The following is a 25,484-nucleotide window of genomic DNA, read 5'->3' as shown; positions in this document are numbered from 1 at the left end:
GGAGCGTCCATTATGTTTTCATACATCTCTTCTCAAGCCTGTCTGCATAAGGGTTTTTTATTCCCTTTGAAAAATCGTAGTGATCTCTCATATTACCTTCCTCCATATTGTATGGTTTCCAGCGTATTTGTTAGTTTATTTTTCCATAATAGCGAGATAATTTTGAAATTATTAAATCTTCAAAATTCCTTCTGCCGTCAATTATCGTATGAACAATAATTTTATCATCTGAAATTTCATAAACTATTCTATAATTTCCTTGAATCAATTCCCGATATTGAGAAATTCCCTGTTTATCTAATTCAGGAACTATTCTTCCGCTTTTAGGATGCTCTTTTAATGACATTACATTCGATTCAAATTCAGAAATTACCTTCGAAACATAATTTTGGTTTAGGGAAAAATAATATTCTACGATTTCATTCAAATCATCTTCGGCAAATTGAGAAACAACTACTTCGTTAATTTCCAAGATTGTATTTCCTTCTCAAATTTGAAAAGACTTCTGATGCTGCTTTAGTTTTTCCAGCACGGACATCCATTTCAGAAAACTGAATTATTTTCAGCAGATTGAAGGCATTTTTCATTTCCTGATAAGATTCAACATCCATCAACACTGCACGAGATTCTCCATTTTGTGTAATAATAAGTGGTTCCTTCCGGTCATTTACAAAATTCATCATATCGGCAGCATTTGTCTTTACATAAGAAATAGGTTTAATACATTCTTGAACATTCGTAATCATATCTACCTCCAGTCTTTTTATATTACTATATTCGGACTGATTTTACAAGTGAATGAACCTGTAGTGTGATTTTTACTTCTTTTTAACCCACTCCCCTCTAGACACATACCCCGATAGGGTATATATTTTCATTGTCTGACATACCCCACTAGGGTATACTGTAAGTCTTATATGAACAAGGAGACTAACATGTCTGATTCATGCCCATATTGCTCTGGAAAACACAAGGAGCGTGATGATAAAGAATACAAAGATTTGATGAACCGTCTCAAACGAATTGAAGGTCAGGTGCGCGGCATTGAAGGAATGCTCGAAAACGACGCGTACTGCACCGATATTCTGATTCAGGTTTCGGCAATTACTTCAGCCTTGAACAGCTTTAACAAGGTGCTTCTCGCAAACCACATGAAAACTTGTGTTGCAGAAGGAATCCGCAAGGGGGATGACAGCGTTATTGATGAATTTGTCGTTACTTTGCAAAAACTGATGAAGTGATTTTTTGAGGACGAATTATGGAACAATATAATGTTACTGGAATGAGCTGTGCGGCATGTGTGGCGCGCGTGGAAAAAGCTGTTGGTGCTCTAGAAGGAGTAAAATCCTGTGCGGTGAGCCTGCTTACAAATTCGATGGGCGTGGAAGGTGAAGTGGCACCTTTCGAAGTGATTAAAGCGGTGGAAGATGCGGGATATGGGGCGTCTCTTAAAGGTGTGCGTGGCGCCGCAGCCGGTTCAAAGAATGGAACAAATCGGGCTACGAGCAAAAGCGGAAGCGCCGCATACGAAGATGAGCTTAAAGACACTGAAACTCCAAAAATGAAAAAGCGTCTTATCGCATCGGTGGTGCTTTTAATCCCTCTTATGTATGTTTCGATGGGGCACATGATGTGGAACTGGCCTCTACCCGCTTTTCTTGACGGAAATCATGTTGCGATGGGCTTGTACGAGCTTTTGATTTCGGCATTTATTTTAGTGATTAATCAGAAATTCTTTATAAGCGGATTTAAGGGTCTGATTCACAAATCACCGAACATGGACAGTCTTGTGGCACTTGGTTCAGGGGCTTCTTTTGCATACAGTGTGGCTGCTCTCTTTGCGATGAGCGGAGAGGTTCTTTCGGGGGATTCTGAAAAAATCATGTATTACATGAATCAATTTTATTTTGAATCCGCCGCCATGATTCTCACGCTGATTACCGTTGGAAAAATGCTTGAAGCGAAGTCAAAAGGAAAAACAACGGACGCATTAAAATCTCTCATGAAAATCTCGCCTAAAACCGCGGTTCTGATTGAAGAGGATGGAAGCGGACGAAAAGAAAAAACTGTGCCAATCGAAGAAGTTCGGACTGGAGACAGATTTGCGGTACGGCCGGGCGACAGCATTCCAGTGGACGGAATTGTTCTTGAAGGTGAAAGTGCAGTAAACGAATCTGCGCTCACAGGTGAAAGTCTTCCTGTTGAAAAACAGGCGGGAAGCAGGGTTTCAGCGGCAACAATAAACACTTCGGGCTATCTTGTATGCGAGGCCACCCGTGTTGGTGAAGACACTACCCTTGCAGGAATTATCCGCATGATAAGCGATGCCGCCGCCACAAAGGCCCCGATTGCAAAAATTGCCGATAAGGTTTCAGGCGTGTTCGTTCCGGCTGTAATCGGAATTGCGGCAGTTACATTTGTTGTGTGGTTGCTTGCAGGTCAGAGCGTGGGCTATGCGGTTGCACGCGCAGTTTCCGTTCTAGTTATTAGCTGTCCGTGTGCGCTTGGACTTGCGACCCCGGTTGCAATTATGGTCGGAAACGGAATTGGCGCAAAATCAGGAATTCTGTTTAAGACGGCCGCTGCTCAGGAAATGGCCGGAAAAACTCAGATTGTCGCCCTCGACAAGACCGGCACTGTCACAACCGGAATCATGCAGGTTACTGATGTAATTCCTCTCAACGATGCTGAAAAAAATGATTTGCTCGAAGCCGCTTATGCCCTTGAAGCAAAGAGTGAACACCCGATTTCAAAGGCAATTGTTTCATATGCAGAAACTAATAAAATCAAGCTTCTGGACACAACAGCTTTTGAAATCAAAGCAGGGAACGGACTTTCAGCAAAACTTGAAGAATCAGGCAATGCGAAAATCTACGGAGGAAATACACTCTATATAGAAGAAAACGGTGCTATTCTTCCGGCACAAGTTCATGCTCAAATCGAAGCATTATCATCACAGGGCAAAACACCTGTTCTCTTTGCAAAAGGAAGCGAACTTCTTGGGATTATCGCTGTTTCGGACACAATCAAAGAAGATTCGGCACAGGCAATCACAGAGCTTAAAAACATGGGAATCCACACAGTAATGCTCACTGGTGACAATGAAATCACTGCCCGCGCAATTGCAGCCCTTGCCGGAGTAGATGAAGTTGCTGCAGGACTTCTGCCAGACGGAAAAGAAGCCGTTATCCGAAAACTGATGGAAAGCGGAAAAGTTGCAATGGTCGGAGACGGAATCAATGACGCTCCTTCCCTCACTCGTGCAGATTTGGGAATTGCAATCGGAGCGGGAACCGACATCGCAATTGATGCCGCGGATGTTGTTTTGATGAAAGGAAGCCTTCGTGATGTAAGTGCCGCAATCAGACTTTCACGAGCTGTAATCAAAAACATTCACGAAAATCTTTTCTGGGCATTCTTCTACAATGTGATTGGAATTCCGCTTGCCGCCGGATGCTATATTGCCGCTTTCGGATGGACATTGAATCCGATGTTCGGTGCTGCCGCGATGGGACTTTCAAGCTTCTGCGTTGTCTCAAATGCCCTGCACCTGAATTTCTTAAAAACACACGATTCAAGGCACGATAAAAAAGTAAAAAATCCCGTAACGGGAAATCTAATATCAGACGGTCGCCATAACACGACAGTCAAGGAGTCAAACATGAAAATCTCAGTAAAAGGAATGATGTGCGGACATTGCGAAATGCATGTCAAAAAAGCACTCGAAGCGCTCGACGGTGTAAAATCTGCCGTAGCATCACATGAATCTGGCACAGTCACGCTCGAAACTTCAAAAGAAGTCGACGAAAGCGTAATCAAAACTGCCGTTGAAGAAGCAGGATATGAATACGCCGGCGTGATTCTTTCCTAGGGAACTATAACCCAAGCCGCATATAAACAAGTTCCTGGAATCCGCAGAATCTGGAATTAAAGCCTTTAGGATTTCGGCCAAATTCCGTAAATCCTAAGCTTTTATACATAGATATTGCACGCTTATTGTCTGCCACAACATCCAGCTCCAACTGGGCGAAACCAGCTTCTCTTGCACATTGAATACAGGCAGAAGTTAATGCCCTGCCTAATCCAAGTCCCCAATAATCTTTTGCGATGCTGATTCCAAATTCAGCGCGATGACGAACCTTATATTTTGTTCCTACCCTTTCAAAACCAGCTGTTCCTACAATCTTTCCGTCTACAAGCGCAACAATTTCTATTTCGTTATCACTTTTAGCTTTTTCATCCAGAAAGGCTGCTTCCTGCTCAGCGTTATAACTATTTTCATCAGAATAAGAAAGCAGAAAATCGGTCTCTTCATGGGTAAGATTAAAGACATCAAAAACCGCTTTTCCATCAGAGGCTTCACCATTCCTGAGATATGCGTCCTTTCCGTTTTTCAGAATTATTTTTTGACTAAATTTCATTTTTACTCACCTTGATTCTATCTCCTATTCTCAATCAACTTCAATAGTTTTCAGAAGATTTTATAAATAGATTGCTTTCTGGAAATTTCAGTAGTAAAATTAAAATAATATGGATAAAACGAAAGAAGGTTTCAGTCAGGTTGCCGTTACTCTGATTGAACATTATGACTGTGTTTATTATGTTGATATAAACACAGGACATTACACAAATCTCGTATCTATGAAAGTTATGGAAAAAAATGGTTTTCCCTTTTATGGTGATGACTTTTTTTCTGATTTAAAAAAATGCGCGGAAACCTTTATCCATCAGAATGATTTAGACAAATTTAATCAGACATTCGATAAAGAATTAACGCAGGAACAAATAGCTAACAGCAAATCCTTTTCTGTAATTTATCGAGTGCATATAGGCGGCAAATACATTCACATGCGGTATTCCGTATTCTTGTGTCAGGATAAGGAGCATGTACTCTGTTGTCTTGAAAATATTGAAGAAGAGTTCCATAAAAATGAAGTTTTCAAGAAAATTCTTGAATCTGAAAAGCGAATGGCACGGTTTGACGAGCTGACGGGCGTCCGCAACAAAAATGCTTTTAAGGAGCTTTCTGAATCCATACAGCACAAGCTGGAAAAAGGCGTTAAGGATTACCATTTCGGAATTATCATGTGCGATATGAACGATTTAAAGCTCATAAACGACACTCGCGGTCATAGCTATGGTGATGAAGCCATCCAAAGAACGAGCCGAATGCTATGTGATATTTTTGCCCACAGCCCGATTTTCAGGATTGGTGGTGATGAATTTGTCATAATTCTGACTGACACTGACTATGAGAACAGGGAAGCCCTTCTTGAAAATCTCAAAGAAGAATCTTTTATAAACAAACGCTCCCGCTCAGGTCCTGTTGTTGCATGCGGTATGGCAGTTTATGAACCTGAATCAGATGATGATTTTTCAAAGGTTTTTGAACGAGCCGATAAAGCCATGTATGAAAATAAAAAAGAAGTAAAATCCACGAATCAGAAACAGTCTTTCGGAAATCTTGATAATAAAAAGCAAATCACTCCTGAAAGAAGGCGTATACTGGATGCTCTTTTTGGAGGTTTGTGTACAGTCAGCGGTGGCGGTTATGTCTTCCTTTGTGACATGCATTATGATTATTCAAGATGGGCACTTCCTCTGGTAGACGATTTTGGCATGAAATCAGAATATATGTATCATGCCAATGAATTATGGCAGGAAAAAGTTCATCCAGACGACCTTAAAGCATATAGAAATATTATGGAGGCTGCTTTGTGCGGCACTGCAGATATGTCTCACCCTTTAGTTTACAGAGCCAGAAAAGCAGATGGCAATTACGCACTCCTGACCCTAAGAAGTTTCGTTCTGACCGATAGCAAGGGAAACGCAGAGTACTTTGGCGGAATTATAATTCCGATGTAGAATTCCACTCCCCGTTCAGATTCTGATTGTATCTTTCATGTCGAGCGCTTTTTTTTCTGTGAAACCAACGCATATTGCCCCATGCGGGCAGCCCGCCTTGCAATCGCCGCAACGGATGCAGTCCATTGAGTTCGGTTTTTCGTAAATAGGTATATCGAGCTTGCAGATTTTCTGACACGCACCGCATTTCGTGCATTTTTCACCGTCAATTTTGAAGCGATAAAACGAGATTTTATTGAAGATTCCGTAAATCGCACCGAGCGGACAGACATACCGGCAGAACGGACGGTATATTACAATAGAAGAAATAAGCGTGATTATGAGGATTGCGAGCTTCCAACGGAAGATAAAGCCCGCAGCACCGCGCATCGCATTGTTCAAAAGCACGAGCGGTATTCCGCCTTCAAGAGTGCCGACTGGGCAAATCCACTTGCAGAACCACGGCTCGCCCAGACCAGTAATGTCGATAACGAACATCGGCAAGATTATAACGAAAACACCCAAGAAGACGAAACGGAGCCAGCGCAAGAGCTTTTCACCTGGCAAACGGCGGATTTTCTTGACGAACGGAATCTTAAAAAGCAAATCCTGAACAAGACCGAACGGACACAAAAATCCGCACACAAACCGGCCGAGAAGCGTTCCGAAAACAACGAGCAGTCCCACGATGTACATTGAAATGCGGTATTCGCGGGCATTGAGCGTTGCCTGCAATGAGCCAATCGGGCACGCACAAAGAGCACCCGGACAGGAATAGCAGTTCATCCCCGGAACGCAGACGAATTTCGAGCTGCCATCAAAAATCTTGCCGTTCGCAAAGCCTTTGATGTAGCCGTTTGAAAGTGCGGCAAAACAAGCCTGAATTATGAGACGAATGCGGGAATGATGTTTTCTTTTGTTATTCATATGAGAGTTACTGTACTGCCTGAGCACATCTTTCTGTCACTTCGGGCAACAAATACAAGCCGTCGCCGTTTTTTGAAAGCCCGGTTAGAGAAAGGCTATACACGGCAGGCGGATTTTCAAGCGTCAGAAGTTCCATGCTTCGTAACTGAGCAACGGTCTGATAAACAAGCGTAAGTTCTGCAAATTCTGCCCCGCTCTTGTCCTTCCAGACTGAGATAACCACTTTGGAGCCAATCGGCGTTTTCTTTTCGATAGCACATGGAAGCTCATAGGACTCTACATCAAGAGAGGCAAGCACGCTTCCAATATTTGAATCGTGTCCGCACAAAAATGAAAATTTCCGCTCTGGAACCGTAAGCTCTTCTTTTATGACTGAAAGCAGCGGGCTGGCACATTGTTTTGCAACAGAAGGTGCGGTAAAAAGCACATCGCCATACACATCCTTTATGCTTGCAATCAGCTCCCAGTCATGTTCTGAAAGCTTGTGCCCGAAAGCAGCCTTCTTGACATCCGGCTCCTCATAATACTGCAAAACAAGCGCGTCACTAGCGGAAGTTGCCGTTTTGAGGGAGCCTTTCATGCTAGGTTCGTTGTTTTCTTTAAGAATAATCTCCGTGTCATCATATTTGAAATGATTGAAGGAATTTTCCTGGGCATATGCAGACTGGTCAAAATCAAGCGTTTTTTCAAGAACGGCATAGGCAGGAAGGAGCGTTTTGCACAGCGCGTTAAGGCCGCCGTTGCCACCAAGATTTTCAATATCGTTTCGGGCTTTTTTTTCAAACGCATCGTCGATGTGCGTAATCTGAGGAGTAAAAACTGCATCCATCTTGCTTGGAAGATATTTGTGCTCAATCTGAACATTGGCAACCGGAAGCATTCCGCTTGAAAAATACTGTGCCGTTGCGATTGTCCGCTGCATCGAATTGGCATAAAATCGCATTTCGCCGTTTTTTGGAATATAGTTTTCTGGAATCAGCTTTTCACTTTCAAGCCATTTTCTGAAGTACTGCCCCATAACAGTTTCAAGCACACCACCGCGGAGAGAAAGCTCTGAAGGAGCCGATGTCCAGTTAAACCACTGGTGCGGAGTAAGCTTTGAAAGAGCCGAGCCATTTCCCGAAAGCGGAGAGCGGATGTTATGCCGGCTTAAAACCACGACGCGCTCAAGAGAATACCGCTCATGAAAATCGGCGACACGCTCAACGCGCGGAAGAAGCTCCTCGCTTTTCTGAGAGACCTTGCTACTGCTTGCGCAGCCAAAAAAAGAAAACTGTATAACAGCCGCTATTGCGGTCAAGAATAAAAAGCGTTTCATTGTGTTCATAATGTCAAAAGTATAGCATGACAAATTTCAGCTGTCACTTTCTTTCCTGAGACTTGGCTTCAATTTCAGCCTATTCCGATACATTCCATGCAGATTCGGGTGGCTTTGTTGAAGACAGTCTCCGCCTCGCCACGGAAAATGCCCGCAATCACGAGGGCAATTCCGAGACAGAGTGAAATAATTGCGATGATTCTGCGTTTTTTGTCGCTCAGTTTCATTTCTTTAAAATCTCATCGATAATCTTTTGCCAGTCTTTCTGGCTGCGAGAACCTAGATATGCCTCGCCAATCTGCTTCCCGTTTGAGTCCACGAAAATCGTCGTTGGAACGGCCTGAATGCCTTTGAGAAGACCGCCAAACATTTCGGGATTCGGAACGATGTGCGTGTAGTTCGCGCCTGTCTGCTTGATGATTGCTTCGCCGCTGGATTTTATGCGCGAGTCGACATTTCCTTTGCGGTCAAGGATGTCAATCACGATTCCGACGACTTCAACGCCGTTCAATTTGTTCGCTTCGCTGACTTTTGCAAGGTCCGGCATTTCGCGGATGCACGGTCCGCAGAAAGTTCCCCAGATGTTCAGCATGGTCACTTTGTTTTTTGCGAAAATCTCGCTTGTGACGGCAGCACCGTTCAAATCTGTCGCAGTGAATGAGATTTTGTCGCCCGCTTTCTGTGCGAATGAAAGCGTTGTGATGGCAAGAAGTGCGATAAGTGTAAGTAATTTTTTCATAGTGGTTACTCCTATTGTTTTTATTCTACCACAGAATTCACTTTAGTCTGTGACTTTGTTACTTATTCTTCGGTGTTACCGGTTTTTTCGGCTGTTTGGGCGTTTTTCCGGCAGTCGGCTGTTTCTTGCTTTTATTTGTCGTGGCAGCCTTTTTTCCTTCATCCTTGTTGAAGTTTGCTTTCAGATAAAAGTTTTCAATCGGCTCGTAACCAAGCGGAGCCACAAGCTCGTTCCAATTTTTAGGGAGCTTGATTTCCGTGGTGACGAAACCGCCGCCGGGCATGACCTGCACTTTGTTACGGTTTGCGTCGCCTGTGACGAGGAAAGCTGTGTCGCCTTTGTTCATCGTGGCGATGGTCATTATTTCCTTTTCATCGATAATCGGCTTGTACCATTCGGGCGTGGGTGTGAGCTTTGCCTGCTCTTCATCGTCTTTTTTGAGCATTTCGTAGTGCTCGTCAAAAGTACGCCGTTTGTACTGCTGGCTTCCAGTGTTTGCCCAGTAATGAGCGTAAGTGCGCAGTGCGAGCGGGCGGCGGGCTGTTTCAATCAGTGCGTCTTCTAAATCTGATTTGGTCTTGTAGTCTTTTGCAAGGTCTTTTGCCACATATTCCGTGATAAAAACAGTGCGCGGAACCTGAGCTTTTGTGTTTCCAAGTCCGTTCTGCTGTTTTTCGGTGATGTCGAATGCCATGAGATTCATGATTTTTTCGGCATCATCGGTCGCAGGCGTGATGTTGTTTCCCCATGCGAGCGCGCTACCTGCCGTGATTGTGTTTGCGTTGAGGTCAAATCCCTGCTGAACATGGTAAGGCTTCCAGCCGATTTTAACGCAGGCCTCATCATCTTCGCTGAATGTGAACGGCGTGAGGTAGCCGAAAGAACCCATGCGGTTTTCTTTGACATAGTAGCCACCGATATTGAGCATTGCAAGGTCGATGAAGCGGCCGAGGGCTTTGTTTGCCTTTTCGCTGATCATTCCCTGCTGATTGTCGATTCCGAGCTGGCGGGCAAGCGGGCCGTTGAGCCATGCAAACGGAGTCCAGCTGTGAGTGCTTGCAAGCGGTTTTCGCCATTCGCCGTTGTTCATTCCCTGCACGAATGCGATACAAATCGGCATGAACTCAGGCGGGACACCTGCCATAACCGCATTTGCAGCCACCGTGTAAACCGAACATTCCCGGTAAGCGAGCGCAAAAATTCCCAGAACATCACTTCCCTTAAACCCTGTGAATTTCAGATACTCCTGAATTGCTTCGTCTGTCGGCGGAACAACGGGCAGACCGTCAGTCCAGCCGTTTATCCGCATATATTCCTGAATCTCATCGTAGTTTCCGTAATAGATGATTTCGTCGGCAGGACGCTTTCCTTCGGGCGCGTATCTTGCGATTTCTTCTTTTGTAATCTGAGTTGTGAGGGCGGTCTTAATCTGAGGCCACAGGACTTCGCGGGCATTTTTCTTGAGTTCGTCTGTTGAATGTGAAGCAAAAGCACCGGGGTATTCAGCCGTGCGCAGGACGGGAACGCCACGGTTTACGCCTGTGGAATGAACTTGTGCCACGAAAGTTGGAGCGGCAACGGTCACAGTCGGAATCCCGATATATTCAGCGGCAATAGAATCGCCTGTCTCTTTTGTGGTGCAAAGTCCGCAGCCACAGTTTCCAACGATTACGGCATCAACTTTAAGTTCTTTGAGCTTTTCCTGAAAAGCCTTTGTTTTTTCGGTCTGACCGAAAACCGAATACGGCCCTGCCTGACCAATGTCATCGAACATGTAGATTTTTGCCGTGGGGAATTCTTTTTCGATGCAGCGTTTAAGCTCGTTGTGCGTTGTGACTGCCATAAAAGAGCCGCCCACAAGACCGATTGTCTTTCCTTTGAGGGTGTCGAGCCGTTTTGCCTGCTTAATCATCGGAACATCGTGATAGCCGACCGGTGAGACAATCGCGTAATTTTCCCGGCCGTCGTCTGCATACTGGGGAACAAAGCAAACGCCGTCAACGCACTCATCGGGATTTGTGCTGTATTTTGTCGCGGAAAATGCCGGAACTACAAGCGAAAGCAACATCGCTGTAAGAAAGTTGTTTCGTAAAAATTTCATAAAATGCCTCCAGAAGAGTTGCGCAAGGGTATGGAGTGGTGGCGTAGCCAGTGCGTGAGCACCGAGCGTTAGTGAGCCACGGAACACCCGACCCGAAGGGTTGCGCCCATATTCTTATGATTTTACGATACAACAACTTGTTATTTGGAACATTAAGGCGAGATGAAATGAAGATGAAAGGATTTTCAGAAAAGTGACAGAACTCCCGATTTATAAATTACAAACTCTCCTTCAGCACCTGAATAACCTCATCCTTTGTAAGCACCTTATACCCGCCGTTGAGGATGAATGTCGCGCTCGCAATTCCTTCAAACATATCCGGTGTTACGCCAAGCTCTTTAAGCGAAAGCGAAACGCCGATTTCCTGCATCCACGCCTTCATCGCATTAAGGCCTTCTTCTGCCACAGCCTTGTCGGATTTTCCTTCCGCGCGGACATCCCACACATTCTTTGCAAAACGAACAAATTTTGCCAACCCCGCTTCCATCTGTGTTTTGTAATATGCAAGACTCACCGCACTCAATGTCATTCCGTGAGTTGCATCAGTGTACGCGCCGACTGCCTGGCCAATCATGTGAACCATCCAGTCCTCGCTCTTACCCTTTCCAATCAGCGTGTTCAAAGCCCATGTCGCATCCCACATCAAATTGCTTCGAGCCTCGTAGTCTTCGGGATTTTTGACCGCAATCCGTGAAGCGTGAATGACCGAGCGCATAAGCCCTTCTGCAAGATAGTCACTCGCGCTGTCGTCACTGCCCGAAAAATACTGCTCGCATATGTGATTGAAAATATCGTAAATTCCCGCAACCATCTGTCGCTTAGGAACGCTGAAAGTAAAACGAGGATTCAAAACTGCGAACTTAGGGAACACTTCTTCACCAAAGACATGACCGATTTTAAGCTTCTGCGCATGATTTGTGATGACAGAACCGCCGTTCATCTCACTGCCCGTTCCGACCATCGTGAGCACTGCGCCCAGCGGAAGGATTTTGTTCTCAGGATTTTCCATTTTGAGGTAGAATTTTTCCCACGGGTCACCCTCATACCATGCGCCCACAGCAACACCTTTTGCATAATCAATAGTAGAACCGCCGCCAACAGCCAGAATAAAATCAACATTTTCCGCACGGGCAAGTTTGCAGCCTTCAATCAGCTTTTCGCTCGTCGGGTTCGGCATAACGCCACAAAGCTCCACAATTTCCTTTCCGTTCTTTTTGAGAGCAGCCACCACCGCATCATAAATGCCGTTCTTCTTGATAGAGCCGCCGCCGTAAGTCAAAAGAATCTTTTTACCATATTTAGGAAGCTCTGAATCCAAAAAATCCAGCGCATTCTCGCCAAAATAAAGTTTTGTCGGATTTGAATAAGAAAAATTTCCAAGCATATCATCACCTCTTTAAGTAACATATCGTCACTAAACTAAGCATAAGTCATAATCAGTTACTTGTCAATGCTAAAAAGCAAAATAAATAACATTTTGTCGCTTATTAAGCAATCGTAATCGCAATGGCTCCATCCTTCTGCGACAAGCTCGCCTTTGATGAAGACTTTCTTTGTCTCAAAATCCTTTAAATTATTTACCAGAACGATATCCGCCCTATAGCCAGGAGCAATTGCACCACGGTCATAAAGATGATAAATATCTGTTCTTGTTATCTGTGAAGAAAATACATTAACGAACTGACAGTTTTTGATTACTAAATCAGCCGGACATTCCCCTTTTGAGGCCTTGATGTTTTTAACTAAAGCTGCTTTTTCCAAATTATATTCCTTAACTAAAACATTATAACATGTACGCTCTGAAAATCAAAAAACTGATTCAAATTTCTCTGAAAATTCTGCATAATGTACGAAATTATACTCTGAATTTGGAGATTGAAATGTCTGATTTGTCTTTTACAAAATGGGTTGCCTGCTGGGGGAACGCGACTTCCATCACAGACCGAAAGGAAGCCATTTACTCAAAGGATTTAACGCTCCGCTACCCCATCCGTGTCGTTTTTTCAGGCAGCAAATTACGCTTTCATTTTTCAAATCTTACGGGAACCGAAGAAGTCAAAATCACACGGGCCTTTGTCACTGTTAAAAACGAAGATTACAAGCCTGTCAAAATCACGCTGAACGGTAACACCGAGCTTTCAATTCCGGCCGGCATGGAAATCACTTCGGACGAAATCTCATTCCCAGTTGAAGCCGGACAAACAATCGAAGTTTCCATGTATTTCGAAGGCTTTACCCAGATGAATGCCGGAACGCTTGTAACTGGCCCGCTTTCCAAAGGTCAGTACGCTTATGGTGATTTTGCAGAAAAAAAAGATTTTCCGAACGATTTAAGCCGAAGCACAAACTGGTTTTACTTTTTGAATACAGTTGATGTTTTTACCGAAGAAAAGAATCATGCCCTTGTCTGCTTCGGTGACTCAATTACGGCTCAATCATGGCCAGACCATCTTGCTCAAAAAGCATGGGTCAAGGGATTCCGCAATGTCGCGATTATCCGGCGAGCCGTCTGCGGAACAAGAATCCTAAGGCAATACGACTGCATCACCTACGCAGCTTATGGCCTCAAAGGCGCAACCCGCTTCCCGATTGAAATGCAAGTCGCGGGTGCTTCGGCAGTAATCATTCAGCATGGAATCAACGACATCATTCATCCGGTCGGTGTTGAGGTAAATAAATTCCGCCCATGGTCAGATTTACCGACCGCACAGGAGCTTGAAAAAGGCGTAGAAGAGATTTACATTTCACACGCGAAAAAGCTCGGAATCAAAGTCTGGTCAGGCACTCTTCTCCCGATTTTTGGCTGGAGAACCTACGCACCTTTCCGCAACGAACTCAGGAATGAATTCAACGACTGGCTCAGAACATGCCCTGAATTTGACGGCTGCGTAGATTTTGATAAGGCTGTCAGAAATCCAGACAAGCCAGAAGCCTTTGCCGACGGCTTTGACAGCGGAGACCACCTGCATCCAAGCGAAGAGGCATACAAAGCTATGGCCGAAGCTGTTCCAGAAGAACTTTTTAAGGCATAATCACTAATCGCAACTCGGCATTTGGATTATCAATTATTTCTCTTTCTTCGGAAGCAATAATTCGCCGTTGCGCATTTTTTCCATTACTTCAGTTTTTGGCATTGGCCGCCCAAAGAGATACCCTTGAATTCGTTCGCAGCCGATTGAGCGAAGGAACTCAAAGGCTTCTTCTGTTTCAACACCTTCTGAAAGAGTGTGCATGCCGATGTCGTTTGCAAGCGAAATGATGTTCTTAAGGATTGGACGGGTTTTCGGTGTATTAGAAAAATTCTTCAAAAACGCCATGTCGATTTTCATGACATCAAATTCATATTCTTTGAGAATATTCAAACCAGAATAGCCTGAACCAAAATCGTCAAGCCAGAGGGAATAATTCTTATCTTTAAGACGATGCAATGTGTCCTGAAGATTTGTGTCATTCTGCGCGAGCGCACTTTCGGTCACTTCAATGTGAATCAGTTTTTTATCGATACCGCGCTTTTCGACATTTTCTTCGAGCAGTTTTTCTATGTCCATAAGATCAAAATCAAGGCGTGAAAAATTGACTGAAACCGAAAGAACAGGCACATTTTTTGCAGGTGCATTGACAATATCATCGCATATCATTTTAAGCATGTATGCGTCGAGTTTATGAATCTGCCTATATTCTTCAAGAACTGAAATGAAAGTGTACGGCGGCATGAATCCATACTTTGGATCAATCCAGCGGGCAAGTGCCTCGAATCCGCACAATTCCCTGTTTTTGGCAAATACGACAGGCTGATAATAGATTTGAATGTATCCTTCTGCAAGCGCCTTATCGATATTGTTAATGATGTACTGTTTTCTTGCAAAATCTTCTGCACTCGCCGTTGTGTATTCGCAGTAATCGACATCATATTTTTTGATTATGCTTTCACAGGCATGGCGCGCAAAATCACAAGCAGTGTTTGTGTGACAAGTGACATCTTCTGGAATGTACGAACCGACTTTTAATCCGAGTTTGACTTCATTGTCTGCGGCAATGACTTTTTTTCGTACGGAATCAATTTTTTCCTCAAATCCGTCGCGTTTTGCGAAAATCACGAAATGGTCATCGGAGAAGCGGGCAACAATGTCTTCAATGAAAGTGTATTGAATCGTATGCGCAAGCCTGCCCAAAAAGCTGGTTCCTTCATCAAAACCATGCCTTTCGTTATAGCTCTTGAAATTCGTGACATCAAGAAAAAGGAAAATTCTGGAAAGGAATTCTTCTTTGTCGGTATTGCGGATTTCGGCGACCCGATTTCGGAACGAAAGCATGTTTCCGATACCGGTAGCCTCATCTGTGGCAGCAGCATCTCCCAGATAGGCGTTGACATTTTCGATGTGCTCGGCCTTTTTAGCTTCGAGGGTCTTCTGATGAAAGCGGCTTGTCGTAGTGATTACGATTGCAAGCCAGACAATAAAAAGATTGACTTTTGTGGCATAAGAAGCAGGAACTCTGGCATTACACAGGTAAAAGAAAAAAAGGAATGAACCTGTAATCAACGGGATGGAAACGGCCGGGCGCCAAATCATAAGCCCCATGATGAGGATTTCCATCGCAACGAATGTGAGAATGTGCTCGCCCTTGATATAGTCAAGAAACGAAATATACGAACCGAATGCCAGACACAAAAGCGCAAAAAGAATCATTATGACTTTGCCCATAACACGATTTTGCGTTTTGCCTTTCAAGAAATTGTTTGAAAAGAGAAACAGGACGAGACCGCCGGTAAAAAGAATTACATAAGCGGAAAGATGCTGGACAATCCAATAAAAAGTGCGGAGCCGAGAATCAAGCAGAATATGCAGGAACACATAGCCCATCATGTAAAGTTCCAGAATCATCACAATGATTGAAATGATTACTGCTGACCGGGCATTATCTATATCAATATAATGCTTATAATAACTGCTGTACCCTTGTAAACCGAGAAAATTTCTAATGCCGTGGATACCATTTTTGAGAATCTGCCTGATAGAAAACATGCTCCCCTTCCAGTTACCCTGTTTAATTACAGTTTAACATACATAGTAAAAAATCACAAATAAAATCTATGAAAGTGCCGAATAACGCTAGCCATTTTGCGCACCAGAAAAACTGACTATCCAGACCGGATTTTGAGCCTTCATCAGATGAAACTCACCCGCCCTCTGGACGCGATTCACGGAAACCTGCTTGATTTCCGGAGCGCAAATTTCATGATTTTCCTCAAGATTTTTCAAAATCGCCTGCATTTCACAAAAACCCTCAAGGCTTACGAAATTTGCCGCAATCCTGACCGACGGATTCTTTTTTAGAAGCAGCCTTATGATTTCAGAAAGATTTTTGCCGCTTCCGCCAATAAAAGCATGGGTCGGGGATGGAACCGCCTCATCGTCAAGGAAATCACTGGCCTCCGCATGAATGCAGGTCACATTTTCAAGGCAGAATTTCTGAACATTTTCCTTCGTGAGCATAAACGCGTCTTTTTTCCGCTCGACAGCATAAACCTGCCCCTCAAAGGCAATTCTTGCTGCCTCAACCGAAACCGAACCTGTCCCTGAGCCGATGTCATAGAAAACCGCTGATTTTGAAAGACCGAGCGCACACAGCGTCAACTGACGGATTTCCTTTTTCGTCATCGGGATTTCCTCAGTCCGAGTAAAATCACTGTCTTCAAGAAGCGGAAGTCCGCCCTCAGACACGGCATTTTCGTTTTCAACAAGCAGGACATGCAGCGACTTTTTGATTCCAGAGAAATTTTGCATTTCCTTCAGCGAAATCTGTATGATTTTTTCGACATCATAAGAAAGATTAGAACCAATATAGCACTTCACAGAAGACAGAATTCCATTCTGAACGGCAAGCTCAAGTTTCTCCCCAAGCATTTTCAAATCATCCGCACCCGAAAGAATGAAAAAACATGCCGAATTTCGACGAATTTCTTCTATATAATTGCATTTTGCTCCATGAAGCGAAAGGAATTTCCATTTCTGCCATGGCTTTCCAAGTCTTGAAGCAAGATATTGTGGCGAAGAAATTCCGCTCTCAACCTGAATCTCGTAATCCTTAAAAAACTCTTCCTCAAAGAATTTTGGCGCCCCGCTAAAGAAACCTGTGTCACCAGAAAGCACAACGACAGGCCGCATGAATTCCGGGTGATTTTTAAGGAAGTCCGCGATTTTAGAGGCTTCATAACGCTCTTCAAGGCGGCATTTGCCTGATTTCAAATTTTCGACAGATTTGAGAATTCGAGCCGCACCAAAAATTATGTCCGCTTCAGACAAAATTGCCCGCATTTTCTGCGTGAAAAGATTTTCATTTCCCATGCCGATTCCAACAAGCGAAATAGCTCTGTTTTTCTGCGCAGAAGAGGCCTTGCCTTTAAGGTCAGAACAAGCGTTCTGAATCCCGATTTTTTCAAGAATTTCTTCGACTGTATGCGCACTGGAATTTTCCGAATCACCATGCTTTTCCGGGTTCCGTATCACAACAATCTTCATTCCGAGTTTTTCGGCCGCATCGATTTTTTCGTAAAATCCACCCGCCGCGCCGCTTTCTTTTGTCAGAAGAATTTCCGCCCCACTCTCTTCAAACTGGACTTCATTCATCTTTTCAGAAAACGGCCCCTGCATTGCGATAATCTGCCCCTGCGGGATTCCGGCCTTCATACAGATTTCAAGGCTTTCTGCAGTCGGGAGCACGCGAGCAAAAATCCGATTTTTATCAGAAATTTTTTGCGCCAGAAGAGGCAACTCTTTACTTCCAGTCGTAACAAAAATCCTGCCGCTCTTCCCTTCAAGCCATTGCGCCGCTTCACTAAGACTGTCAAAAAGCGCATCCACTTCCGAAGGACAATCCGTGTTCCGTGCAAGCCTGAGATATTCAGTTTTTGTAAGTTCACAAGCCTTTTTTATTTCTTCAGAAGCTTTATCCGCAAAAGGGTGTGTCGCATCGATTACAAAGGCATAGTCCTTTTTTTCAAGTTTTTCTGCCATTTGAGCACAATCCATTCTTCCGCACAAGATTTCAATATTTTCGCCGCGAGGGAGAAGATTCGCCCCATATTCAGTTGCCGCACTTACGGTACAGTTGATTTTGTTTTTTGAGATGATTTCAGCAAGCGAGCGCCCCTCTGTTGTTCCCGCAAAGATAAAGACATTCATTTTTCGCCCCTCTCAAACACATAGCCCCTCGGCGTAACAAGCTGTTTCTGTCCATTCACCTCAATGATTTTTGTCTGACTGTTCCCGATAAAAACCGTACAGAACATATCCAGTTCACTCACAGAAAGCTCTTTTAAAGTAAGGATTTTGAACTCCTCGCCTTTCCGACCGATATTTTTCACATAGGCACAGGGAGTCGTTTCGCTGATATTTTTGGCCATAATCTGGCAGGCCTTAAAAAGATAGTCCTTTCGTTTGTGGCTCATCGGATTGTAAAGAACCACGCAAAAATCCGCTTTCGAAGCCAAATCCAGTCTTTTTTCGATTTTTTCCCACGGAGTCATCAAATCGCTCAAACTGATTACGGCAAAATCATGAATCAACGGGGCCCCCAAAAGAGCCGAACCGCTCAACGCAGCCGTAATTCCAGGGATTACAGAAATCTGAATCTTTTCATCCGGGCGAGAGGCTTCATATTCGGCGGCGATTTCAAAGGCCAGTCCGCTCATTCCATACACGCCAGCATCGCCTGAACAAATCAGGGCAACATTTTTACCCGAAAGCGCTTCTTCGACTGCCAGACGGCACCTTTCTTCTTCTTTCCGCATCGGAGTGGATTTGAATTCTTTGTCAGGAAAATGCTCTTTCACAAGATCGATATAAACATCATACCCGATAATACAGTCACAATCTTTCAACGCTTTTACACATTGAACGGTCATCATATCATAATTTCCCGGACCGATTCCAACTACCTGAAGGATTCCACTTTTCATAAAAGGCACTCCTTTAGACCTTGCGGCAGATTTATTTCGATTTTTCGCTCTCCGATTGCAAGCGTCATTCCGTCACGACAGATTTTCGGCATAATAAGATTGTCTGCTCCTGCGGCAAAAACAGAGCGTTCGCACACATTATCCGTGCCAGTGATTTTTGACACAAAATCCGAATGGCTGACTTCCTGCGGAATTTTATTCAAATCTTCTGCGGAAAAACTCTCAAAAGAAAGCGCATATTTTTTTGCAAAACAGAGAATCGCATCTTCGTCTTTTTTCAAATCGATTGAAGCAAGTTTTTCTACGGCACGAAAATCAATTTTTTGAGAGGCAAGCGCTTCCAGAATGAATTTTTCAAATTCTTCAGGCGATTTTCCATTTTTACAGCCGACACCAAGAATCACGCTCTTGGGAATCAAATTTAGTATATCATTTTTGATATATACTGACACTGTAAACCGGGGATTTGAGTCATCACCACCCTCAGATTGACTATCATGCCCCGAATGAAGATGACACATTTTCGCGGCAAAATCCTTAGCCTTTTTCATGTCGTTTATAATGAGATTGTTTTTGGCCGCAAATTCGTCAATTGCAGGAAGATTGTTCACATCACTTGCGGTCGTAATCACGGACTTTGCGCCAAGTTTTTCTGCAATGAGCCGTGAAATTCGGTTTGCACCACCGATATGCCCTGAAAGAATCGGAATCACGAAATTCGCTTTTTCATCGATTACGATAACGGCAGCATCAGAAGTTTTGTCCTTTATGAACGGCGCAATTGAGCGAACGGCAATCCCGGCCGCACCGACAAAAACAAGGCAGTTTCCTTTTATAAAATGCGTTTTTACCCATTCAGAAAGATTCAATGAAGGCTCAGCCAGAGAAGCAACGCAGGCAGCAGTGATTTCAGAAAAATCCTCAAAGAAAGATTCGGCATCAATATCACCACTATTATATAGAAGATTTTGAATCTTTTTTGCCAGAGAAAAGCCGTTTTCCGTAAAAGATATGATATGCACTCTCATTAAGCTAGCCTTCCTCACATGATTTTAAAAACCAGTCGCACAAATCAGGACATGAACGGTAATACAGATGAGGGAAACCTGCAAGCATTTTCTCACTTTGAACCATGCACTGCCAGCTTCGCTGTGAAAGAGGTTTTTGAGCCGTAAAAGCCGAGCCGTTATTCGTGCTGTCAAAATAGTGAAATTCGTGCCCTTTTACAGAGAATCCGTTTTTGGCACCAGGAACGATTGAATTTGAAGAAAAATCCGCATAACCGAAGCGAACTAATTTTCCTGTGTTGCGGCATTCCCCTTCCAGTGCGCCGCACATTTCAAAAGAAGATTCTTCACTTACCGAACAGCTGATTTTGTTTTGCAGGTACATGAATCCGCCGCATTCAGCAAGAAGAGAAATTCCGTTTTTGACGGCTGATTTTATTGAAGCCCGCATCGAAGCGTTTTCCTGCAAGCATGACGCATGAAGTTCAGGATATCCGCCGCCAAGAAGAATTCCTTTCGCATCAGACGGAAGAGACGAATCATGCAACGGTGAAAAGAATTTGAGGTGAGCACCCGCTTCTTCAAGCAGACGAAGATTTTCGCGGTAATAAAAGCAAAAGGCCTCATCGCGGGCAACGGCAATCACTTTTGACTTGAGTTGATTGGATTTCTTAGAATCACAAGGCACGGTCAATGGAAGAGTTGCGTGCATAAAATCTTCAAGAATCGAAAAATCAAGGGTATCAGAAAGAAGATTTGCCGTCACTTCGATTTGGTCATGCAAAGCCTTAATCTCTGATGGAAGAATCAGGCCTAAATGACGGCTTTGCCACACACTTTCCGTATTTTTTTGAAGATAGCCGCAAACTCTGACTCCACATTCTTCTTCAATCTGTGGCTTTAGAAGCTCAAACTGCGATTTTGAAGCCTTGTTCAAAAAAACGCCCTTTATCAGATTGCCTGCCCCGCTCGAATTTTGCCTGTCATAATCCAAAAATCCTTTTACGAGCGGAACGACGGAACGGCTCAAGCCTGTACAGTCAATCACAAGCAGAATCGGCGTTTCAGTGATTTTAGCAATATCATAGCTTGAAGCGGTGAGCGATTTTCCTGCAAGCCCGTCAAAAAGCCCCATCACGCCCTCAATTACGGCGCAATCGGCACCAGCCTCAAGAAAGCAGTTTTTGAACAGCAAGCGAACCTGCTCATCAGTGCAGAAAAAACTGTCAAGATTGCAGGAATTTAGATTCAGCACACGCTGATGAAACATGGGATCGATAAAATCAGGGCCGCACTTGAACGAAACCGGCACCTTGCCGCATTTTTGAAGGAGACGGAGAAGCGCACAGGTGAGAGTCGTCTTGCCGGACGAGCTGGACGGAGCGGCAATCATCAGCCGTGGAGGATTGAAAATTTGTGGCTCAAAATCAATCATTCTAGGGTTCCATTGCGCCTTCGGCGTGCGGAAGATTTGAGCGGAAATGCACTTCACGGAACTTTTTGGGAGTTACACCGCAAAATTTCCTGAAAACGCTGATGAAATAGCTTTCTGTGCTGAACTGAAGGTAATTTGAAATATCACTGATTGAATATTCGGTGAACAGCAGAAGATTTTTAGCCGCTTCGATTTTCTTTTTCTGGATGTACTGCGCAATCGTGATTCCGACTTCTGAATGGAAAAGCTTTGAAATATACGAAGAACTTACGCCAGAGGCTTCGGCTAAATCTTCAAGGGAAATTTTGTCGTGAAGATTGTCATAAATAAAATCAATACAGTGCGAAACCGGCTTTGAATAAAGACAACGCTTTTTACAGGCCTGCATTCGCTTTACATAGGCTTCGCATAATTCTTCATGGATTCCGCGGATGCTGTCTTCATCATTACAGACATCGATTTTGCGGATATAAATGTCACTGAGATTGTAGGCGGCTTCCATTTCGAGGCCTGCCTCAATGACATAGCGCGTAATCATTGCAACGGTAATAATAAGATGATATTTGAGATTTCGGAGAGGATTGTCACTGAGCTTTCCATAACCTTCGACATTCAGCGGCATAAAAAGCCGTTTCATCTCTTCCATATCACCGTTGCCGATACTCTGGTAAAAAGCCATCTCCCTGTCATAAGAGATGTGATTGATGAGATATTCCCGGTTCTTAAACTCGACTTTTGCAAGCTCGTTCTGAATTTCCATTTTTTCTTTGACATCCTGCACGAAGAAATATATAGTTATAAATATATTATATATCATGTCTGCCGAAACACCACTAAAAATTATCCAATTTTTTGTTATTATTCCAAATTAATTGATATTTTTTCAAACGGTTCGGCAGTAGTATAAAATACGAAAAGGTTGTAGTAAACGACGGCTCATACAAGGAGGAAAAAAGTATGAAAAAAATCGTTATCGCAGCGCTCGCGCTTGCATCACTTGTTGCACTGAACGGCTGTAATGAAAAGAAAGCTGCTGGTTCAGGAAAAGTTTTGAATATCTATGTCTGGAACGAAGAATTCCAGGACAGATTCAACACCTACTACGCTTCAAAACTCCCGGAAGATGTAAAAGTCAACTGGGTCATCACTCCAAGCCAGGGCGGTGCTTACCAGCAGAAACTTGACGAAGCATTGTTGCGTCAGGATGAAGTTTCACAGGATGAAAAAGTTGACCTCTTCCTTGTTGAAGCTGACTACGCTCTCAAATATGTAAACACTGACTTCACTCTCGATGTAATCAAAGACATCGGAATCACAAACGACGACATCAAAAATCAGTACAAATATACTAAAGACATCGTTACCGATTCAAACGGAAACCTCAAGGGCCTTACATGGCAGGCTTGTCCGGGCGGATACATCTATCGCCGCTCAATCGCAAAAGCTGTTTTGGGAACAGATGATCCTGTTGAGGTCGGAAAGGCACTTTCAGACTGGGATAAATTCAATGCAGTTGCAAAAGATGCAAAGGCAAAAGGATATTTCATGCTCTCTGGCTATGATGATGCATTCCGCGTATACAGCGACAACATGAAGAATCCTTGGGTAGTAAACGACACAATCGTAATCGATCCGCAGATTAAGGCTTGGATTGCACAGACAAAAGAATTCACTGACAAAGGATACAACAACAAGGCTTCTCTCTGGTCACCAGAAAGCTCACAGGGCATGGGCGCAAAAGGAAAAGTCTTCGGTTACTTCGGACCGGCATGGTTCATCGACTTCGTTATGGCTCCTGGCTCTCTCGACGACCAGAACGCTCCACACGAAATCGGCAACGGCTCTTATGGCGACTGGGCATTCTGTAAAGGTCCACAGGGCTTCTCTTGGGGCGGAACATGGATTTGTGGTGCAAAAGGCTCTGACAACATCGAGATTATCCGCGACATCCTTCGAACACTCACTTGCGACACAACTGTTATGACTGAAATCGCTGAGAAATCAGGTGACTTCACAAACAATGTTCCTGCAATGGAAGCAATCGCTGTAAGCGACTATCAGAACCCGTTCTTGGGCGGACAGAACCACATCAAATTCTTCCTTGATTCAGCAACAAGCATCGACAAGAGCAGAGTCTCTATGTATGACCAGGGTATGTCAGAGAAAATCCAGTCTTCAATGAAAGACTACTTCGACGGCAAAATCGACCTTGATACAGCATGGAACAACTTCTACACATCAGTTCTTGAGCTTTATCCAAACTTGAAAAAATAAATTGTCAAAAAAGGAATGCGGCTGCCCCATCAGACAGCCCATTTCCTGACAAATCAGAGAGGATTAACTATGAATAAAACGGATACATCAAAAACCTTAAAAAAACGCAGGGGTTATGATTTCAACAGATGGGGATACTTCTTTATCGCGCCTTTCTTTATCGTATTCACGATATTCTCGCTAATCCCTCTAATTTCAACTTTTGCAAACAGTTTCTTTGAAAATTACAGACAGGGACTCCAGCAGATTGGACCTCGTTTTGTCGGATTGGCAAACTTCGTAAAGGTTTTCCAGAGCGACATCCTTCACTACATCGGAAACACTTTCATCATCTGGATGGCAGGTTTCATTCCTCAGATTGTAATCGCATTGATTCTTTCGGTTTGGTTCACAAACACCGACCTTCGCATCAAAGCACAGCAGTTCTTTAAGACTGTAATTTACATGCCGAACCTGATTATGGCTTCTGCTTTCGCTATGTTGTTCTTCACTCTCTTTTCAGACAACGGCCCGGCAAACAGCATCTTGGTCAGAATCGGTCTTGCAGAATCAAACATCCGCTTCCTCAGTTCAGTAAGCTGGACACGCGGACTTGTCGCCGCAATGAACTTCCTCATGTGGTACGGAAACACGACAATCCTTCTCATGGCAGGAATCATGGGAATCGATGACAGCATCTTTGAAGCTGCAAAAATCGACGGCGCAAACCCATTGCAGGTATTCTTCAAAATCACCATGCCAATGCTCATGCCAATCTTCATCTATGTTCTGATTACAAGCCTTATCGGTGGTATTCAGATGTTCGATGTTCCTCAGATTTTGACCAACGGTGAAGGAAACCCGAACCGAACAAGCATGACCCTCATCATGTACTTGAACAAACATCTTGCCAGCAAGAACTACGGTATGGCCGGTGCAGTTTCGGTTATCACCTTCTTCCTTACAAGTATCTTCAGCTTTACAATTTACTCAATGACCATGAAAAAATATAAGAACATGACCGGAGGTCGAAAATGATTCAGACAAAATTCACCTTTATCAAAAGAAACCTGTGCTACACATTTCTTTTCATACTGACCGTGGCATCGCTCTTTCCGTTCTTCATTCTTCTGGTCAACTCAACACGAAGCCATGCTCAGATTCAGAAAGGTTTCTCTGCCTTCTTCGGCTCATTCTTCTTCGAAAATTTGAGAAATCTCGTTTCAAATCCGAATACTCCGATTGTCCGGGCTTTGTTCAACAGCGTTTTCGTTTCGTTCATGTCGGCTCTTCTTACAACATACTTCTCGGCAATGACCGCATACGGAATCTATATGTACAACTTCAAGGGTAAAAACACGGCATTCAAAGTAATCCTTGCGATTATGATGATTCCGACTCAGGTTTCTTCCCTTGGTTTCATTCAGTTGCTTATCAAAGTCGGCATGTATGACTCGCTTTTAGCACTTTTCATCCCGGCAATCGCTTCACCTGTCGTATTCTTCTATATGTATCAGGCGATGACGGCCTCACTTTCTTATTCAATCGTTGAGGCTGCCCGAATCGACGGTTGTCCTGAATTCAGGATTTTCAATACAATCGTCATTCCGCTCATGAAACCGGCAATCGCTGTACAGGCAATCTTCGCTTTCGTCGGCTCTTGGAACAACTACTTCATTCCGGCTCTTGTAATCAACAGCAAAATGAAGAAAACAATTCCTATTCTGATTGCTCAGCTCCGAAGCGCAGACTATCAGAAGTTCGACATGGGACAAGTTTATATGTTTATCTGTCTGGCAATCATTCCGCTGGTAATCGTATATCTTTTCCTTTCCCGATACATTATCCGCGGTGTTTCCGTTGGTGCTGTAAAGGAATAGTAAAAAACTGCTTTATACAC

At 43.8% G+C, this 25,484-nt stretch carries 23 protein-coding genes; 7 read left to right on the top strand and 16 right to left on the bottom strand.

Annotated features, from left to right (window positions below):
* Nucleotides 1-130: 130 nt before the first annotated feature.
* Both Q0Q74_RS09845 and Q0Q74_RS09840 read right to left on the bottom strand, forming a co-directional pair.
* Nucleotides 131-472, bottom strand: a complete 342-nt coding sequence (locus Q0Q74_RS09845) for a type II toxin-antitoxin system RelE/ParE family toxin (protein WP_294430374.1) — start codon at nt 470-472, stop codon at nt 131-133.
* Nucleotides 462-746, bottom strand: coding sequence for a type II toxin-antitoxin system Phd/YefM family antitoxin (locus Q0Q74_RS09840; RefSeq protein ID WP_294430372.1), 285 nt, complete (start codon nt 744-746; stop codon nt 462-464). Before Q0Q74_RS09840 ends, Q0Q74_RS09845 begins: the two co-directional genes overlap by 11 nt.
* A 171-nt stretch (nt 747-917) precedes the next feature.
* On the opposite strand from Q0Q74_RS09840, the gene Q0Q74_RS09835 reads away from it, so the two are divergent.
* Entirely contained in the window at nt 918-1,241 is a 324-nt protein-coding gene (locus Q0Q74_RS09835) for a metal-sensing transcriptional repressor (protein WP_294430370.1), read from the top strand.
* A 17-nt stretch (nt 1,242-1,258) separates the two neighbouring features.
* Nucleotides 1,259-3,871, top strand: coding sequence for a heavy metal translocating P-type ATPase (locus tag Q0Q74_RS09830; RefSeq protein WP_294430368.1), 2,613 nt, complete (start codon nt 1,259-1,261; stop codon nt 3,869-3,871).
* 4 nt (nt 3,872-3,875) lie between these two features.
* Here the strand turns inward: Q0Q74_RS09830 and Q0Q74_RS09825 are convergent, their stop codons facing one another.
* Nucleotides 3,876-4,421 (bottom strand): GNAT family N-acetyltransferase, encoded by a 546-nt coding sequence (locus Q0Q74_RS09825; protein ID WP_294430367.1) that lies wholly within the window; start codon nt 4,419-4,421, stop codon nt 3,876-3,878.
* Between the two features lie 109 nt (nt 4,422-4,530).
* Between Q0Q74_RS09825 and Q0Q74_RS09820 the strand changes: the two genes are divergently transcribed.
* Nucleotides 4,531-5,865: a diguanylate cyclase gene (locus Q0Q74_RS09820; protein WP_294430366.1), complete on the top strand. Its 1,335-nt coding sequence runs from the start codon at nt 4,531-4,533 to the stop codon at nt 5,863-5,865.
* Nucleotides 5,866-5,880: 15 nt separating this feature from the next.
* Here Q0Q74_RS09820 and Q0Q74_RS09815 read toward each other — a convergent pair whose 3' ends face one another.
* The 7 genes from Q0Q74_RS09815 to Q0Q74_RS09785 form a co-directional block, all read right to left on the bottom strand.
* Entirely contained in the window at nt 5,881-6,771 is an 891-nt protein-coding gene (locus Q0Q74_RS09815) for a 4Fe-4S binding protein (RefSeq protein WP_294430363.1), read from the bottom strand.
* 7 nt (nt 6,772-6,778) lie between these two features.
* Nucleotides 6,779-8,098, bottom strand: a complete 1,320-nt coding sequence (locus Q0Q74_RS09810; RefSeq protein WP_294430361.1) for a histidine-type phosphatase — start codon at nt 8,096-8,098, stop codon at nt 6,779-6,781.
* Nucleotides 8,099-8,163: 65 nt separating this feature from the next.
* A complete protein-coding gene (locus Q0Q74_RS09805) occupies nt 8,164-8,316 on the bottom strand; it encodes a CD1871A family CXXC motif-containing protein (RefSeq protein ID WP_294430359.1) in 153 nt (50 codons plus the stop codon).
* Nucleotides 8,313-8,828, bottom strand: a complete 516-nt coding sequence (locus Q0Q74_RS09800; protein ID WP_294430357.1) for a TlpA disulfide reductase family protein — start codon at nt 8,826-8,828, stop codon at nt 8,313-8,315. The genes Q0Q74_RS09805 and Q0Q74_RS09800 overlap by 4 nt, the downstream gene beginning before the upstream one ends.
* 58 nt (nt 8,829-8,886) lie before the next feature.
* Nucleotides 8,887-10,929 carry a hypothetical protein gene (locus Q0Q74_RS09795; RefSeq protein WP_294430356.1) on the bottom strand — a complete coding sequence of 681 codons (2,043 nt, stop codon included), beginning with the start codon at nt 10,927-10,929 and terminating at the stop codon, nt 8,887-8,889.
* 217 nt (nt 10,930-11,146) lie between these two features.
* On the bottom strand, nt 11,147-12,313 hold the full coding sequence (locus Q0Q74_RS09790; RefSeq protein ID WP_294430354.1) for an iron-containing alcohol dehydrogenase: 1,167 nt from the start codon (nt 12,311-12,313) through the stop codon (nt 11,147-11,149).
* A 56-nt stretch (nt 12,314-12,369) separates the two neighbouring features.
* Complete coding sequence (locus Q0Q74_RS09785) at nt 12,370-12,690, bottom strand: amidohydrolase family protein (protein ID WP_294430352.1); 321 nt, start codon at nt 12,688-12,690, stop codon at nt 12,370-12,372.
* 119 nt (nt 12,691-12,809) lie between these two features.
* On the opposite strand from Q0Q74_RS09785, the gene Q0Q74_RS09780 reads away from it, so the two are divergent.
* Entirely contained in the window at nt 12,810-13,961 is a 1,152-nt protein-coding gene (locus Q0Q74_RS09780) for an SGNH/GDSL hydrolase family protein (RefSeq protein ID WP_294430349.1), read from the top strand.
* 33 nt (nt 13,962-13,994) lie between these two features.
* On the opposite strand, the gene Q0Q74_RS09775 is transcribed toward Q0Q74_RS09780, so the two are convergent.
* The 6 genes from Q0Q74_RS09775 to Q0Q74_RS09750 all read right to left on the bottom strand — a co-directional run bounded on the left by Q0Q74_RS09775 (nt 13,995) and on the right by Q0Q74_RS09750 (nt 22,091).
* Entirely contained in the window at nt 13,995-15,953 is a 1,959-nt protein-coding gene (locus tag Q0Q74_RS09775; protein WP_294430347.1) for a GGDEF domain-containing phosphodiesterase, read from the bottom strand.
* 87 nt (nt 15,954-16,040) lie between these two features.
* Nucleotides 16,041-18,113: a precorrin-6A reductase gene (gene cobK / locus Q0Q74_RS09770; protein ID WP_294430345.1), complete on the bottom strand. Its 2,073-nt coding sequence runs from the start codon at nt 18,111-18,113 to the stop codon at nt 16,041-16,043.
* Complete coding sequence (gene cobJ / locus Q0Q74_RS09765) at nt 18,110-18,889, bottom strand: precorrin-3B C(17)-methyltransferase (RefSeq protein ID WP_294430343.1); 780 nt, start codon at nt 18,887-18,889, stop codon at nt 18,110-18,112. Before cobJ ends, cobK begins: the two co-directional genes overlap by 4 nt.
* On the bottom strand, nt 18,886-19,917 hold the full coding sequence (locus Q0Q74_RS09760) for a cobalt-precorrin 5A hydrolase (RefSeq protein ID WP_294430342.1): 1,032 nt from the start codon (nt 19,915-19,917) through the stop codon (nt 18,886-18,888). Before Q0Q74_RS09760 ends, cobJ begins: the two co-directional genes overlap by 4 nt.
* 4 nt (nt 19,918-19,921) lie before the next feature.
* Nucleotides 19,922-21,331: a cobyrinate a,c-diamide synthase gene (locus tag Q0Q74_RS09755; protein ID WP_294430340.1), complete on the bottom strand. Its 1,410-nt coding sequence runs from the start codon at nt 21,329-21,331 to the stop codon at nt 19,922-19,924.
* 1 nt (nt 21,332) lies between these two features.
* Nucleotides 21,333-22,091, bottom strand: coding sequence for a helix-turn-helix transcriptional regulator (locus tag Q0Q74_RS09750; protein WP_294430339.1), 759 nt, complete (start codon nt 22,089-22,091; stop codon nt 21,333-21,335).
* A 197-nt stretch (nt 22,092-22,288) separates the two neighbouring features.
* Here Q0Q74_RS09750 and Q0Q74_RS09745 point away from each other — a divergent pair, with 197 nt between their 5' ends.
* The 3 genes from Q0Q74_RS09745 to Q0Q74_RS09735 all read left to right on the top strand — a co-directional run bounded on the left by Q0Q74_RS09745 (nt 22,289) and on the right by Q0Q74_RS09735 (nt 25,464).
* Entirely contained in the window at nt 22,289-23,605 is a 1,317-nt protein-coding gene (locus tag Q0Q74_RS09745) for a carbohydrate ABC transporter substrate-binding protein (RefSeq protein WP_294430338.1), read from the top strand.
* A 69-nt stretch (nt 23,606-23,674) separates the two neighbouring features.
* On the top strand, nt 23,675-24,622 hold the full coding sequence (locus Q0Q74_RS09740) for a carbohydrate ABC transporter permease (RefSeq protein WP_294430336.1): 948 nt from the start codon (nt 23,675-23,677) through the stop codon (nt 24,620-24,622).
* Entirely contained in the window at nt 24,619-25,464 is an 846-nt protein-coding gene (locus Q0Q74_RS09735; protein ID WP_294430335.1) for a carbohydrate ABC transporter permease, read from the top strand. Before Q0Q74_RS09740 ends, Q0Q74_RS09735 begins: the two co-directional genes overlap by 4 nt.
* The last annotated feature ends 20 nt before the right edge of the window (nt 25,465-25,484 follow it).

The organism is uncultured Treponema sp. (assembly GCF_946187725.1).
Classification (GTDB): domain Bacteria; phylum Spirochaetota; class Spirochaetia; order Treponematales; family Treponemataceae; genus Treponema_D.
This window is presented reverse-complemented; position numbering and strand designations above follow the sequence as displayed.